At 68.5% G+C, this 14,128-nt stretch carries 17 protein-coding genes; 7 read left to right on the top strand and 10 right to left on the bottom strand.

The annotated features are described in order from the left end of the window. Positions 1-194: 194 nt before the first annotated feature. Positions 195-1,046, bottom strand: a complete 852-nt coding sequence (locus ACLJOO_RS21940) for a LysR family transcriptional regulator (RefSeq protein WP_410789118.1) — start codon at positions 1,044-1,046, stop codon at positions 195-197. A gap of 88 nt (positions 1,047-1,134) precedes the next feature. On the opposite strand from ACLJOO_RS21940, the gene ACLJOO_RS21935 reads away from it, so the two are divergent. Together ACLJOO_RS21935 and ACLJOO_RS21930 are read left to right on the top strand one after the other, a co-directional pair. Next, positions 1,135-2,034 (top strand): TIGR03564 family F420-dependent LLM class oxidoreductase, encoded by a 900-nt coding sequence (locus tag ACLJOO_RS21935; RefSeq protein WP_410789117.1) that lies wholly within the window; start codon positions 1,135-1,137, stop codon positions 2,032-2,034. Positions 2,035-2,064: 30 nt separating this feature from the next. Next, positions 2,065-3,126 carry a serine hydrolase domain-containing protein gene (locus tag ACLJOO_RS21930; RefSeq protein ID WP_410789116.1) on the top strand — a complete coding sequence of 354 codons (1,062 nt, stop codon included), beginning with the start codon at positions 2,065-2,067 and terminating at the stop codon, positions 3,124-3,126. A 22-nt stretch (positions 3,127-3,148) separates the two neighbouring features. Here ACLJOO_RS21930 and ACLJOO_RS21925 read toward each other — a convergent pair whose 3' ends face one another. Next, positions 3,149-3,325: a hypothetical protein gene (locus ACLJOO_RS21925; RefSeq protein WP_327639587.1), complete on the bottom strand. Its 177-nt coding sequence runs from the start codon at positions 3,323-3,325 to the stop codon at positions 3,149-3,151. A gap of 128 nt (positions 3,326-3,453) precedes the next feature. Between ACLJOO_RS21925 and ACLJOO_RS21920 the strand changes: the two genes are divergently transcribed. Beyond that, positions 3,454-3,945 (top strand): DNA polymerase ligase N-terminal domain-containing protein, encoded by a 492-nt coding sequence (locus tag ACLJOO_RS21920; protein WP_238155526.1) that lies wholly within the window; start codon positions 3,454-3,456, stop codon positions 3,943-3,945. Here the strand turns inward: ACLJOO_RS21920 and ACLJOO_RS21915 are convergent, their stop codons facing one another. The 5 genes from ACLJOO_RS21915 to ACLJOO_RS21895 all read right to left on the bottom strand — a co-directional run bounded on the left by ACLJOO_RS21915 (position 3,946) and on the right by ACLJOO_RS21895 (position 7,731). Continuing rightward, positions 3,946-4,593: a nitroreductase family protein gene (locus tag ACLJOO_RS21915; RefSeq protein WP_410789115.1), complete on the bottom strand. Its 648-nt coding sequence runs from the start codon at positions 4,591-4,593 to the stop codon at positions 3,946-3,948. 13 nt (positions 4,594-4,606) lie between these two features. After that, a complete protein-coding gene (locus ACLJOO_RS21910; protein WP_410789114.1) occupies positions 4,607-5,566 on the bottom strand; it encodes a penicillin-insensitive murein endopeptidase in 960 nt (319 codons plus the stop codon). 88 nt (positions 5,567-5,654) lie between these two features. Beyond that, positions 5,655-6,272 (bottom strand): L-threonylcarbamoyladenylate synthase, encoded by a 618-nt coding sequence (locus ACLJOO_RS21905; RefSeq protein ID WP_410789113.1) that lies wholly within the window; start codon positions 6,270-6,272, stop codon positions 5,655-5,657. A gap of 11 nt (positions 6,273-6,283) precedes the next feature. Next, on the bottom strand, positions 6,284-6,898 hold the full coding sequence (locus ACLJOO_RS21900) for a class F sortase (RefSeq protein WP_410789112.1): 615 nt from the start codon (positions 6,896-6,898) through the stop codon (positions 6,284-6,286). Positions 6,899-6,936: 38 nt separating this feature from the next. Continuing rightward, positions 6,937-7,731 (bottom strand): DUF4397 domain-containing protein, encoded by a 795-nt coding sequence (locus ACLJOO_RS21895; protein ID WP_410789111.1) that lies wholly within the window; start codon positions 7,729-7,731, stop codon positions 6,937-6,939. Positions 7,732-7,973: 242 nt separating this feature from the next. Between ACLJOO_RS21895 and ACLJOO_RS21890 the strand changes: the two genes are divergently transcribed. Further along, the gene (locus ACLJOO_RS21890) at positions 7,974-8,711 is read left to right on the top strand and encodes a hypothetical protein (RefSeq protein ID WP_410789110.1); all 738 of its coding nucleotides are present in this window, start codon (positions 7,974-7,976) and stop codon (positions 8,709-8,711) included. Between the two features lie 4 nt (positions 8,712-8,715). After that, positions 8,716-10,194, top strand: a complete 1,479-nt coding sequence (locus ACLJOO_RS21885; protein WP_410789109.1) for an MFS transporter — start codon at positions 8,716-8,718, stop codon at positions 10,192-10,194. Positions 10,195-10,203: 9 nt separating this feature from the next. Here ACLJOO_RS21885 and ACLJOO_RS21880 read toward each other — a convergent pair whose 3' ends face one another. Both ACLJOO_RS21880 and ACLJOO_RS21875 read right to left on the bottom strand, forming a co-directional pair. After that, on the bottom strand, positions 10,204-10,974 hold the full coding sequence (locus ACLJOO_RS21880) for a DNA alkylation repair protein (protein ID WP_410789107.1): 771 nt from the start codon (positions 10,972-10,974) through the stop codon (positions 10,204-10,206). Next, the gene (locus ACLJOO_RS21875) at positions 10,926-11,669 is read right to left on the bottom strand and encodes an SDR family oxidoreductase (RefSeq protein WP_410789105.1); all 744 of its coding nucleotides are present in this window, start codon (positions 11,667-11,669) and stop codon (positions 10,926-10,928) included. The genes ACLJOO_RS21880 and ACLJOO_RS21875 overlap by 49 nt, the downstream gene beginning before the upstream one ends. Positions 11,670-11,865: 196 nt before the next feature. Between ACLJOO_RS21875 and ACLJOO_RS21870 the strand changes: the two genes are divergently transcribed. Both ACLJOO_RS21870 and ACLJOO_RS21865 read left to right on the top strand, forming a co-directional pair. Beyond that, positions 11,866-12,249 (top strand): STAS domain-containing protein, encoded by a 384-nt coding sequence (locus ACLJOO_RS21870; protein ID WP_410789104.1) that lies wholly within the window; start codon positions 11,866-11,868, stop codon positions 12,247-12,249. A 43-nt stretch (positions 12,250-12,292) separates the two neighbouring features. Then, positions 12,293-13,021, top strand: a complete 729-nt coding sequence (locus tag ACLJOO_RS21865) for a polyprenol monophosphomannose synthase (protein WP_410789102.1) — start codon at positions 12,293-12,295, stop codon at positions 13,019-13,021. A gap of 5 nt (positions 13,022-13,026) precedes the next feature. On the opposite strand, the gene ACLJOO_RS21860 is transcribed toward ACLJOO_RS21865, so the two are convergent. Next, positions 13,027-14,070 (bottom strand): hypothetical protein, encoded by a 1,044-nt coding sequence (locus ACLJOO_RS21860; RefSeq protein WP_410789101.1) that lies wholly within the window; start codon positions 14,068-14,070, stop codon positions 13,027-13,029. Positions 14,071-14,128 lie beyond the last annotated feature (58 nt).

The following is a 14,128-nucleotide window of genomic DNA, read 5'->3' as shown; positions in this document are numbered from 1 at the left end:
CCTGATTATTTGGTTGCAACTACCAACTTTAATCCCGCACCGTCAGCAACTGTTCACCGGGAGCCATCAAACGCGTGATCGGCGCATTATGAGACGGGCCCTCCTCGGAAGGCGATTTCCCACGTACGATCCGGTGCTTGTTGAGTAATCAACACCCGGCCTCCGGCGGAGCTGTCAGGGCCCGCCGGAGGTCCTCACGAGAAGGCGGCCACCAGTACGTCGACGCACTCGGCGGTCGGCCCCGGTCCGACGACCAGCTGCCCCGGGGCGCTCAGCGGCGACGCGAACGGCCCCATCCACAGCGCGCCCTCGGCGGCTTCACAGGCCGTGCCGTAGACGACGGTCCAGGCCGGCGACCCGGTCGACATCTCGACGATCGCAGCCTCGAGATCATCCGCCGGCCGGCCCATCCTCGGCTCGAACCCGGCCGCCCGGCACTCAGCTAGCAAGCGATCATTCAGCCAAGGGTCGCTCGGCAGCCGGAGCGGCAGGTCCGCCAGATCGATCAGCTTGACGCCCTCGTCGGCTCGGTAGGACGAAGGGACCAGGACGGACAGCGGATCGCGCCAGAGTTCGACGACTCGCAGGTCGGCGGCCGCCACCTCGCCCCGGACGAATGCGACGTCGAGTTCCCCGGAACGCAGCGCCTTCAGATACTCAGCCGTAGACCCGGAACTGAGCTGTACCTCAAGGTTCGCTGTGCCCTTGCGAAGGGTCGTCAGGCCGCGCTCCAGACGGTCGCGGAGGCCGGGCGCGATCCCGATCCGCAGTACGCCGGAACGCCCGGAGGCAAGCTCTGCGGCCACCTCGCCGGCCCGATCCGCGGCGGACAGGACCGCGCGGGCCTCGTGCAGCATCCGCTCGCCGTCGCCGGTCAGGCGGACGTGTCGCGAGGACCGGTCGAGGAGTTGCAGACCGAGTTCGCGTTCGAGCCGGGCGACCTGCTGGCTGACGGCCGGCTGCACGATGTTGAGCCGCTCGGCGGCGCGGCCGAAGTGCAGTTCCTCGGCGACGGTCACGAAGTACCGCAGCTGCCGCAGCTCCATCGGACACCTCCGGCGATCACGATCCCTTATCGCTGCACAGCGTAACTGCGTCTGGGTCGGCGCCCGCCGGTCTCGTTGACTGGTGGACATGAGGATCGGACTGTGGATCGACGAAGAGGGCAAGACCATCGACGAGATCGGGGCGGCCGCGAAGGCCGCTGAGGATGCGGGCATCGACCGGATCTGGTTCAGCCAGCGGCTCGGGTGGGACGCGCTGACGCTGATCGCGGGCGTCGCGCCGTACACCTCGACCATCGGGTACGCCGTCGGCGTCGTCCCGGTGTACCCGCGGCATCCGCTGGCCCTCGCGGCGCAGGCGCTCAGCGTCCAGGTGCTGACCGGAAACCGCTTGACGCTCGGGGTCGGCTCGAGCCATCCGCACATGGTGGAAGGCATGCTCGGCCTGCCGATGGACCGCCCCGCGGCCTACGTCCGCGAGTACGTCGAGGCGCTCGGCCCGCTGCTGGCCGGTGAGCCCACCGACTACGTAGGCGAGCGGCTGACCGCCCGCGGGCAAGTCGACATCGCCGGCGCCGAGGCACCCGAGCTGATCCTGGCCGCACTTGGTCCGCGGATGCTGAAGACGGCCGGCGAACTGACTGCCGGTACGACGACCAGCTGGGCGGGTCCTGAGGTGATCGAGAACTTCATCCGCCCCACGATCGACCGGGCCGCGACCGCAGCGGGACGGCCCGAGCCTCAGGTGATCGCGGGCGTCTGCGTCGCGGTCACGGACGATCCGGACGCGACGCGGCAGTGGATCCACGACAAGTTCGGGCCAGCCGGCGACATGCCGTCGTACCGGGCCGTCCTGGACCGCGGCGGCAAGGCAGGCCCGGAGGACACCGCGGTCCTCGGTGACGAGGAGACGGTGGCCAAGGAACTGCAGCGGTTCGCGGACGCCGGTACGACGGAGTTCCTGGTCTGCCCGGTCGGGACCGACGCGGAGGTGGAGCGCACGATCCGGTTCGCCCTGGACTACGCGTAGAGCGGCCCGCGTCTGCTACGACGTACCGGCATGGAGCTTCAGGACGTGGTGCAGCGGCGGATCGACGAACTCGTGGAGACCGAACTCGGTCTGCAGGTCGCGGTGTATCGACACGGCGAGCTCGTCGTGGACGCGGTGGCCGGCGACGGCGTGGCCTCGGAGACGTTGTACTTCGCCGCCTCCACCGGCAAGGGCGCGTCCGCGACGGTGGCGAATGTGCTGGTGGATCGCGGCGTCCTCGACTACGACCGGCCGATCGTCGAGGTCTGGCCCGAGTTCGGTGCGCACGGGAAGGAAACTGCAACCCTGCGGCACGTCCTGACACATTCCGTCGGCCTGCCCGCGCTGCCGCCTGACGCGACCCGGAAAACGCTCCCCTTACAGGCAGAGCGCCTCGCCGACGCGAAGCCGTGGTGGGAACCGGGCACGAAGATGACCTACCACGCGGAGACCTTCGGCCTGCTCGTCGGCGAGATCGTCCGCCGCGCGACGGGCCGCACGATCTCCGCCGTACTCCGGGACATCGTGACCCCGCTCGGCCTGCAGGAAAACGTTTTCTTCGCGCTGCCCGTGGATCAGCGGCATCGGCTCGCCGAACTCGTGGAGCCCGAGGGTGCCGAGGAGACGTTCGCGATGCTGGCCGGGATGTTCGAGAACGTCGTACCGCGGGCGATGCAGCCGCGGGCCGCCGTACTGAACCGGCCCGAGCAGCTCGCGATCGAGGACCCGTCGAGCGGAATCCTCAACGCTCGTGGGATCGCCAAGCTGTACGCCGGGTTGATCGGCGAGGTCGACGGGGTCCGGCTCGTCCGACCGGAAGCGGTCCCGGTGATCACCGGACCGGCACTGGTCGCGCAGGACGAACTGCTCGGCAATCCGGCGACGTTGGCGCTCGGCTACGCGATCGGCCGGCTCGGGTCGACCGCGGAGGAGAGCCCGGCGTCGTTCGGATGGCCGGGCATGGGTGGCAGTGTGGCCTGGGCGGACACGCGGTCAGGGGTCACGTTCGCGCTGACCAGGACGCTCTTCGATCCGACGGGGTCAGGGTCGGCGGTCGAGATCGGCAACCTGGTTGCGAAAACTCTTTGCTGAAAAGCCTTACCTGTAAGGACTTTCAGGATTCGCGGACGGAGCTCTGATCGATCCAGACGAGATGGCCGTGGTGACTGACGAGAACCTCGTCGGTCCCGGCCGTCCCGGTCCGGCGACCCAGCTCCTGACCCGCGATCCAGCGGCCGCCGATGCGGATCTGGACTGCGATCGGCCGCGCCGGTGAGGGGGCTACGGACATGGGCACCTGCTTAGGGACAGGGGCGGATGATGGAGGAAGTTTGTGGGCCGGTTTCCCGACCAGTCGCAAGCGTACAACCGCAACATGACCGACCGTTAGCGGTAACTCGAATTCATCCAGGAGCCCCGTTGTCCAAGCCGATCTTCGTCGTCCAGCTGCATGATGCCCGGCGGTTGCACTACGACGTACGGCTCGAGGTGGACGGGGTGCTGAAGTCGTGGGCCGTGCCGCGCGGGCCGTCGCTGGATCCGATCGTGAAACGGCTCGCGGTGTTCACCACGGACCACGATCTCGAGTACGCGTCGTACGAGGGGGTGCACCGCGACGCGCAGTACGGCAGCGGCGCGGTGATCGTCTGGGACGCCGGCGTCTACACGAACCTCACCCGCGACGACCGCCGGCAACTGGTCGACCCGGCCGAGGCGATCGAACGCGGGCACTTGAAAGTGCAACTGCACGGCGTGAAGCTGAACGGGGCCTGGGCTTTCACCCGTACCGGCGGCGACTGGCTCCTGGTCAAGGTGAAGGACGCGGACGCCGACCCGGCGCTGGATCTGACCGTCACGGAGCCCCGCTCGGTCCTGAGCGGCCTCACCATCGAGGAGATGGCCGCCTCGTGATCACCAGGCGTCGATGTGCAGTACGTCGTCGAGCGGCTGCCGGGGCGCCGGCTTGAAGTTCGTGCCGATCGAGTACGCCGTCGGGATCAGCACCGTCTGGCGGATGTCCTCGGGCAGACCGAGCAGCTCGGACACCTCCTGCTCGTAGGTGAGGTGCAGCGTGGTCCACGCCGTACCGAGGCCACGCGCCCGCGCCGCGAGCATGTAGCTCCACGCCGACGGCAGGATCGAGCCCCACAACCCGGACTGGTTCCCGGCCGGCAGGTTTCGCGCCTGCAAACAGGGGATGACCAGCACCGGCACCTCTCCCATCCGCTCACCCAGGTACGCCACGCTGTCACCGACTCGGCGCTGCACCGGACCACGCTCGGGGTCGTCGGCGTGGAGCTTCCCTGCCGCGCCCGGGCCGGCCAGGTACGACTCGACAGCGCGCCGGTAGTACCCACCCACCGCAGCGCGCTTCGAAGCGTCCGTGATCACCAGCCAATGCCACGTCTGCCGGTTGCTCCCCGACGGGCCCTGCAACGCGATCTCGATGCACTCCCGGACCAGCTCCATCGGCACCGGCCGCTCGAGGTCGAGCCGCTTGCGGACGGTACGGGTCGTTGTCAGCAGCTCGTCGGGGTTCAGGTCGAGTGTGTAGGTCACGCCGGCCAGTCTGTCAGCAGACGTAGGTGCTGTTCGGGTGGACCTTCTCGCAGTACCGGACGTGCAGGTGGTTGTCGTGGGCCGGCCAGTTCTGGGTCAGGCCCTCGCCGATCAGGGTCGGGTCGTTGAACCAGATGTACTTCACGTGCCCCGGCGCCGCGGCGCGAACGGCCTGGATGAGCTGGCGAGTAGCGGCCCGGTCGTACGTCGAAGACTCCCAGGTGATCCGGCCCGCGGTGCACTGCGCGTTGTCGGTACGGATCGGCCAGATGTCGATATCCATCCCGTTGTCGTGGCTGGCGTGGCCCGGGATGTCGCCACCGTGCTCGAATCCCGCATCGCCGTACGGGACCTTGCCCTGGCCGGTGGACGCGAACGAGCGGGCGGCGGCTTCCAGCTGCGCCACAGGTGCAGCAGCTGCCCAGTTGGCCGCCGTACCGTTGCCGTCCGGGTCCTGGTCGCACAGGTTCGCACTGAAGTCCGGGTAGTCGTAGTGCCAGGCCAGGTTGCGCCAGGTGATCGGGCCGACGACGCCGTCCGCGCCGATCCCCGCATGCGACTGGAAGGACACGACCGCGTCGCGGACCGCCGTACTGAAGACACCGTCGACCGGGAGGCTGAGGCGGCGCTTGGCGTTCAACTCGACCTGCAACGCCTTCACCGCGGCGTTGCTGTCGCCGGAACGGATGGTCGGCGCCAACGCACCCCAGGTCTGCGGTCCGACGATCCCGTCGACCCCCAGACCTTTGGCGGTCTGAAACGCCTTCACTGCGGTCACAGTGGTCGCGCCGAACACCCCGTCCGCACCTACGGACTGTCCAGCGTGCTGCAGCAGGAATTGGATCGCCTGTACGTCGGCACCACGGTTGCCGCGGCTCTGGGTCGGAAAGAAGGCGTTGGCGTAGGCCTGCGCAAACGGCGGCACGAGAGCGGTAATGAGCAGAACGGTCAAGGCAAGCAGAACACGTCGCATGAGTCCCTCCGGGGCGGACGAGGTAACTAACTAACGCTCGCCCGCCACCATCGGTCATTTGTTACCCCATGACAAGACCGCAGGTAGTTCACTCGAACGGAGTCGGGTCTCCGGAGCCGACGCGGACGACCTCAGGGAGATCCTCGGAGAAGTCGATGACGGTGGTCGGGTCGGTGCCGGCCTCGCCCTCGATGACTGCGTCGATCTGGTTGTCGAGCTCTTCCTTGATCTCCCACCCCTGCGTCATCGGCTCCTCGTGGCCCGGGAGCAGCAGCGTGCTGGAGACCAGCGGCTCGCCGAGCTCGGAGACCAGCGCCTGGGTGACGACGTGGTCCGGGATGCGTACGCCGACGGTCTTCTTCTTCGGGTGCAGCAGCCGCCGCGGCACTTCCTTGGTGGCCGGCAGGATGAACGTGTAGCTGCCCGGCGTGGCCGCCTTGATCGAGCGGAAGACCGCGTTGCTGATGTGCACGAACTGACCGAGCTGCGCGAAGTTCTCGCACACCAGCGTGAAGTGGTGCCGGTCGTCCAGGTGCCGGATCGTGCGGATCCGGTCGATGCCGTCCCGGTTGCCCAGCTGGCAGCCGAGCGCGTAGCAGGAGTCGGTCGGGTACGCGATCAACCCGTCCTCACGCAGCAGGTCCACCACCTGCCCGATCGACCGCCGCTGAGGGTTCTCGGGATGGATGTCGAAATACCTGGCCATGACCGCCGAGCCTACTTGGCCAGGCCGACGGGCAGCGCGGTCACCACCAGGTTGTCCTCGTAGCCGCCGCGCGACGCGTCGTACGCACCCGTGCAGGTGATCAGCACGAGCCGGTGGCCGGTGGTCTGGTCGAACGCGCCGCTCTTCGTCGCGAGCGCGTCCTTCCGCACCGACACGACCGAGACGACCCGGTACGACGCCGTATGCCCGGACCCGTGCAGTACGACGACCTCACCGCGCCGTACGTCGAGCAACCGGGCGAAGAACCCGAGCCCCTCGGTCTTGGTGTCGACGTGTCCGGCCAGCACCACCGACCCGAACGGATCACCGGCCTGGGCGCCGCCGTCCCACCAGCCGACCCGCTGCGCCTTGGCCGGCACCTGGAGCTGACCGGAGACGGTAGTTGCCGGGAGCACCGATGCGTTGGCTCCCCCGGGCAGCACGACCTGTTCCGGGACGAAACGGATGCGCTGGCTCGGCGCCGGCGTACCGACGCGTCCCGGTGGCGCGGACTTCGGTGCGGTCGACTCGGCGGCGGACGGCGTACCGCCGAGCTTGAAACTGATGGATGCCGTGGGCGTGGGTACAGGCGCTGCGCCGTCCGCCTCGGCCGAACAGCCGGCCAAGGCGAGACAGCACAGCGCCGTACCTGCGAGTCGCCGGTTCAGCGACGGACCACCTTCCGGCCGGTGACGACCGCGACCCCGAGCGCGGCGAGGAACACCACGATCCAGAGCCCGGACTGGGCGGCGGGGCTCTGCGCCTGGTCGAGCCCCGCCGCTTGTCCGCCGGTTCCGGTGTCCACCACGCCCGGCTTGGCCGATCCGGTGGCCGGAACCTTGATCGTGCCGAGCGCGACGGTCATGGTCTTCTGACTCGGAGCGCCGATCGCGAACACCCGGGTCAGGTACCCCGCCTGCACCGGCAGATCCAGCGGACCGAGTACGACCGGTGAGGTCGCACCGGTCGGCACGATGTCGACCTTGTACGTGCCCGCCGGAACGACCACGTCCAGGGATTCGCCGTTCGCGACGTTCTGGAAAAGTACCTTTCCGTTCACCCGGATGTCAGCTGGACCGACCGCGGCATCGTGCGCGACCCGCAATCCGGCTTTGTCCTTCGGCACCGCGGTCAACTTGTTCGCGTACGTCGTGATCAGCGGCGCCCCCGTCGGCGACACCGGCTGATGAATGACGACGTCCAGACTCGTGCCGGAGCCCGCCGTGATCGCGCGCTGGATCACCACCTTCCCGTCCTGCTTGGCGGTGATCGTCCGCTTGCCGGACGCGACCCCGAACGGCCCGACGAGCTTCCCACCGGCGACTCCGGTGGCGACCTGACGCCCGTCGACACTGATGTCCAGAGTGCGTCCGGGCAGGCCTTGGACGAAGTACAGGTTGGCGCCCGCGGCTGCCTCGGCGGGCACGGTGAGTAGTGCCGGCGCGGCCGCGATCAACACCGCGAGCAGCAGCGGAACTACCCTTCGAATTACCGCACCGTGAATTCTCGTAACATTTCCGTGCACCGCCCGGGATTGCCCGGACACGCTCCGTCTCCGCATTTTTCTCCCCCTCCGGAGTTCACCGGAAAATTGTGAAACAAACGCCCGACCCCTTGAATTCGGGCGTATCGTATGCGGAAGTTCTACCTGATCGCCAGGGGTAGCGAATCTTCTTTGCGGCCAGGTCCGTTTTTTGGGGGGTGGAGGAGTCGCGGCGCACCACGACGACCCGATACCTGGCGGCGGTCGCGCTGGTGCTGGGGTACAGCGCGACCGCCGCCTGCTCGGACGGGTCGCAGGGCCCGGCTGCCCCGAGCCCGGGAGTCAGCGGTTCCCTTCCGTCCGCGCCGGCGACCACAAGTACGCCGGTCTCGTCTCAGCCGGCGACTACGCCGGGCACCAACCAGGCCAAGCCGGGGATCAAGCTCACCGTGGTACCGCGCTCGGACGGTTCGTTCGACATCACCGAGAACGTGGTGTTGCCCGAGGCCGCCGGCAGGCTGCCGTTGCAGCTACCGGCGTCCGGTCAGAACCTGCCCGGAATGATGGCCCCGACGACACCACGCGTGACGAACCTGAAGGTGCTCGCCAACGGCCGGGCGGTGCCGCTCCGGGACACCACGATCACAGGCACCAGCTTTATTCGGTTGGCCCCCGGAGCGACCAAGATCCAGCTGACCTACAAGCTGTCCGGCTCGACGGTGCGCGCCACACCTTCGCAGACGTCCCGCGCCGCCGCGGCCATTCGTCCCCTCACTGCGAGCGTCGAGAGCACCCTGCCGACCGACGTCACGGTCACCAGCGGGCTGCTGAACGTCGTCTGCCCGTTGCTGGACGAACCCAGGTGCGCTGTCGGCGATCTGCCCCGCCTCACGGTCCGGCCCGCCATCCCAGCCGGCAAGGCCCTCGTCGTACTGCAGCTGAATCTGCCACGCTGACCCCATGAGTGATGAGCGGATCGCGCTGGGTACGGCGCGAGGCCGGTGGGTGCTGGCGGCCACCGCGTTGGGGTCGGGTATGGCGTTCCTGGACGGGACCGTGGTGAACGTCGCGCTACCGGCGATGGGCGAGGACCTGAACGCCGACATGGCGGGTCTGCAGTGGATCGTGAACGGTTACATGCTGATGCTGGCGTCGCTGGTGCTGCTCAGCGGTTCGCTCGGCGACCGGCTCGGCCGGCGGCGGACGTTCGTCGTCGGGGTGATCTGGTTCGCCGTGGCCTCGGTCGTCTGCGCGATCGCGCCGAACCTCGAGGTGATGATCGCGGGCCGCGTCCTGCAAGGCATCGGCGGTGCGCTGCTGACCCCGGGCAGCCTGGCCATCTTGCAGACAACGTTCCAGCACTCCGATCGCGGTAAGGCGGTCGGCACCTGGTCCGGTCTCACCTCGGTGGCCGCGGCCGTCGGCCCGTTCGTCGGCGGCAGTCTGGTCGACAGCGGATCGTGGCAGCTGATCTTCCTGCTCAACGTACCGCTCGCTCTGGCGACCGTCCTGGTCACGCTCCGGCACGTACCGGAGACTCGCGACGAAGAGGCCGCCGGCAAGCTCGACATCAACGGCGCGATCCTGGCGACCGTCGGTCTCGCCGGCATCACCTACGGCCTGATCAGCGCGGGCGACCACGGTTTCGGCGACGCGATGGTGCTGACCAGCCTGGCGATCGGGGTCGTCGCCTTCGTGGCGTTCATCGAGGTCGAACGTCGCGGTTCGCACCCGATGCTGCCGTTGAACATCTTCGCCAACCGCCGCTTCACCGGCGCGAACCTGGTCACCGTCGTCGTGTACGGCGCCCTCGGTACGGCGACCTTCCTCGTCGTCGTCTACCTGCAGACCGCGCTGCACTACTCAGCCCTCTGGGCCGGCGCGTCCTTGCTCCCGATGACCGTACTGATGCTCGGCCTGTCCGGGTACGCCGGTGGCCTCGCGGACCGGATCGGCCCGCGCATCCCGATGACCGTCGGGCCGGCGCTGATGGCCGGCGGGTTCCTGTTGATGCTGCGGATCAACACCGGCACGAGCTACTACACCGCCGTACTGCCCGCCGTCGTTCTGCTCGGGCTCGGTCTGGTCGCGACCGTGGCGCCGTTGACCGCGACCGTGCTGTCGTCGGTCGAGGACCACCACGCGGGGATCGCGTCCGGGGTGAACAACGCGGTCGCCCGGTCGGCGCAGCTGATGGCGGTCGCGGCGATCCCGATGGCGGCCGGTATCACCGGCGACGCGTACCGCGATCCCGTTGCCTTCCACAACGGATTCGGGCACGCGTTGTGGATCTCCGCGGTCCTCGCGGCAGCCGGCGGCGTGATCGCGTGGGTGACCCTGGGCGATCGCGGCGTACCGCGCAAGCATCACCTCGTGCACCACCACACACATTGCGCGCTCGAGGCCCCGCCGTACGCCGACAGCCGCACACCGAGCTGATATGTCGACTTATCTTTTGAGGTAGTGCGCGCGACTGTCCGGGTCGAGGCGTTCGATGGCGTAGCGGAGCATGGTGCGCGGCATGCGGGTCGCGTACTGGTCCAGGAAGGCGCGCAGTTCGTCCTCGGAAACCCGCTTGCCTGCTTCGCGCAACATCCAGCCGGAGGCCTTGTGAATAAGGTCTTCCGAATCGTCGAGGACCTCGGCGGCCAGCTTGTACGTGTCCGCGGTCTGCCCCTGGCCGATCAGGTACTGCGTGGCGACCAGCGCGATCCGGCGTTCCCAGAGCTGGTTGGAGCCGATCAGCGTGTAGAGGGGATCGCGCGGCTTGTCGAGCAGGTACCCGCCGACGACCTGGGGAGCGCTGCAGTCCACCAGATCCCAGTTGTTGATGTACGCCGTACTGCGCGTGTACAGCTCGTAGATCGCGGTGAGCTCGTCCGGGTTCGCCGTACGCGGCTTCAGACTGCGGGATGCGCGATCGGCCAACACACAAAGGACTGCGAGCCGATGCTCGTGCACCGGGCTGGCCAGGGCCTGCTCCAGTTCGGGCAGCGGGAGGTCAGCGCGCAGGTACGGCTTGAGGATGCCGCGGATCGTCGAGAGCTTCACGCCGATCATCTGGTCGCCGTGGCCGTACTCGCCGGGCCCGAGCTTGAAGTAGCGCGCGAGTACCTCCGCCACCGCGGGATCGGCGGCGGCGTCGATCTCGGCGAGCAAGTCCGTCGTACTCAGACCAGCATCCCTCCCGTCGCGCGGAGGTTCTGCCCGGTCATCCACCGGGCGTCCGGACCGGCGAGGAACGCGACCACGTCCGCGACCTCGGCGGGCTCGCCCATCCGGCCGAGCGCGGTGATGCCGACCAGGGCGTCCTTCACCGCGGGGGGATTGTGGTCGTGGAACATGTCGGTGTCGGTCGCGCCCGGCGACACCGTGTTCACGGTGATCGCGCGCGGGCCGTACTCGCGGGAGGCGATCTTCACGAACTGTTCGAGCGCTGCCTTGCTCGCGGCGTACAGCGAGATCCCAGGGCCCGGCATCACGGTGTTGAGGGTGGACAACGCGATGATCCGGCCGCCGTCGGGGAGAACGCGGCCGGCACGCTGGATCGCGAAGTACGGACCTTTGACGTTGGTCGCGAACAGCTGGTCGTAGTCCTCGACGGTGACGTCGGCGATCGGCTTCACCATCGCCTGCGCCGCGTTGCAGACGAAGATGTCCAGCGTCCCGGTCGGCTCAGCCGCCTTGTCGAACAGCTCGTCGATCGCGGACAGGTCCGACTGATCCGCCCGTACGGCGATCGCCTCGCCGCCGGCTGCCTTCACCTCGGCGACCACGTCGGCCGCGGCCGCTTCACTGTTCGCATACGTGAAAGTCACCACGGCGCCGTCCGCGGCCAACCGCCGTACGATCGCCGCACCGATCCCCCGCGAGCCACCGGTGACCAGCGCTGTCTTACCGTCGAGAACGCCCATGTCGTCCTGTCTACCACCCGTCCTGGGTCCTTCGTTTGCTTGATTTTGGCAGCGCTTACAGGTCGGAGGTCACGCTCCGGGGTCATCCGAGGCAGACCCGTTGTTATGCCTGCGCGTTCAGGCATACGGTGAGGGCAGGGCAGTTCCACTCCGCCAGGACCTTGCGTTCGTGGCGCTACCCGGGGAGAGATTCGGCGTGACCAGCCACCCAGAGCCGCGTGACGGCGAGATGATCAGGACCACCTTCGACGCTGTGGCCGAGGAGCTGGAACCCGGCGTACTGCTGGTCCGGATGTCCGGTGAGATCGACATCGCGAGCACCGATTTCGCCGCCGAGGCGATCCGTGCCGCGGTCGCGCCGCCGGCCCGGCTGGTGCTGATCGACGTGTCCGCCGTCACGTTCTGCAGCTCGGCCGGCCTCGGCAACCTGGTCGAGGCCCGCAACCTGGCCGGACAGCACAACATCACCCTGGCGCTGGTCGGCGTCGGCCGCCCGGTCGACCGCCCGCTCAGCGTCACCGGTCTCGGCGGTCAGTTCCGCATCTTCAGCACGGTCGCAGAGGCGCTCACCCAGCTCTGACCGCGGATACGGTAGCTTTCGGTGTCTCCGACGAAGGAAAGTCATGGGTGAGCTAGCCAAGATCGTGGTCGTCGTACCGACCTACAACGAGCGGGACAACCTGCCCGTGCTGGCCGGGCTGCTGTCCGACCTGAACCTGCCCGGCCTGGAGCTTCTCGTCGTCGACGACAACTCCCCCGACGGTACGGGCGACGTCGCCGACGAACTGGCGAAGGAGTCGCCGGAGAAGGTCGGCGTACTGCACCGGACCGCGAAGGACGGCCTCGGCCGCGCGTACGTCGCCGGGATCACCCGCGCGCTCGACGAAGGCGCCGACATCGTCATCCAGATGGACGCGGACCTGTCGCACCCGGCCTCGGTCGTCCCGACCATGGTCGAGACGCTGCGGACCACGGACGCCGGCGTGGTGATCGGCTCCCGCTACGTGCCGGGCGGCTCGGCCGCCGCCGAGTGGGGCTGGCACCGGCGGGCCCTGTCCGCGTTCGCGAACTTCTACGTGAACGCCATCCTGCGGCTGCACGTGAAGGACGCCACCGCCGGGTTCAAGGCGTGGAAGGCCGACACCCTGCGCTGGATCGACGTGTCGTCGATCGAGAGCAACGGGTACTCGTTCCAGGTCGAGATGAACTACCGCACGGTCAAGCGCGGCCTGAAGATCGCCGAGGTCCCGATCCACTTCGAGGAACGCACCGAAGGCGTCTCCAAGATGTCCCTCAAGGTGCAGCTCGAGTCGGCCCTCATGCCCTGGAAACTCCTCTTCGGCCGCTCCTAGGGTTTCTAGATCGAACGGGCGACAGAGGCCAGCATGCGGGCTCCGTCCCTGAAGACCGGCTTCTGCGCGTCCTTCCGGGCCGCGACGCACAGCGTGACCGTCACGTTGTGGATCGACTCGACGCCGGTCATCGTCGTACACCTGGAGACGAGGGAGAACACAGCACCGTCCGGTGCGGTGTAGCGGCCCGAGTAGGTCAGTTCGGCCTGGGCGCCGATGTTCGAGTTCGCCGGGCTGACGGTCCGCACGGGGCCTTGCTTGGCGGCCTTCAGGTGGTCGGCCTTGATCAGCGCCTGCGCGACCGCGACAACCGCGGTCCGCGGGGAGATGCCGGCCGGGCTGACGACGACCATGGCGGCGCCGGCTCGGGTGGTGGCGCCGAGCGTGACGGAGTACGTCGTCGAGCGGCTCTTACGCCAGCCCGCGGCCGGGTTCACGTACACGTCGTCGTACACGGCGATGCCCTGGTCGACGTCCTTCAGGGTCCGACGCCGTTCGGCGGGCGTGGGCGTCGGGGTCGGGGTCGGGGTCGGCCTGGTCGACGGGGTTGCCGACGGGGGCTCAGAGGACGGACTGGCGGTTGGGCTGGCCACCTCATCGGTGAAGGTGGCCGTCGGGATCGGGGCCTCGGTGTCGGTGGTGTCGTCGCCACGGCTCGTCAGGAGGACGACAGCACCGCCGACGAGCGCAACCACTACAGCGATGGCGCTGACCAACAGCCACGGGCCTCTCGGGCGCTTGCCGGGCGGCTGACCGCTGCCCGAGTACAGGCCCTGCGGCGGCTGGCCGCCGTACTGGGGTGGCTGGTTGCCGTACTGCGGTGGCTGGTTGCCGTACTGGGGCGGCTGGTTGCCGTACTGCGGTGGCTGGTTGCCGTACTGAGACGGCGGGCCGCCGGGCTGCGGTTGGCCGTACTGCGGCAGTGGAACGGTGGGTTCGGACGGCGCGCCGTACGGCTGAGACGGGGTACCGGGCGGTGGCGGCGGGGCGCCGTACGGCCCGGTCGGGCGGTGGTCGGGGTTCCAGGCAGGCGGTTGCTGATCGCTCACGGCGAGGCCTCACTAGATCGTTCAAAAGATTAGGCGGTCCGGTCCCCGAAACCGGCCG

Origin of the sequence: Kribbella sp. C-35 (assembly GCF_046549195.1) — a bacterium.
Lineage (GTDB): Bacteria > Actinomycetota > Actinomycetes > Propionibacteriales > Kribbellaceae > Kribbella.
This window is presented reverse-complemented; position numbering and strand designations above follow the sequence as displayed.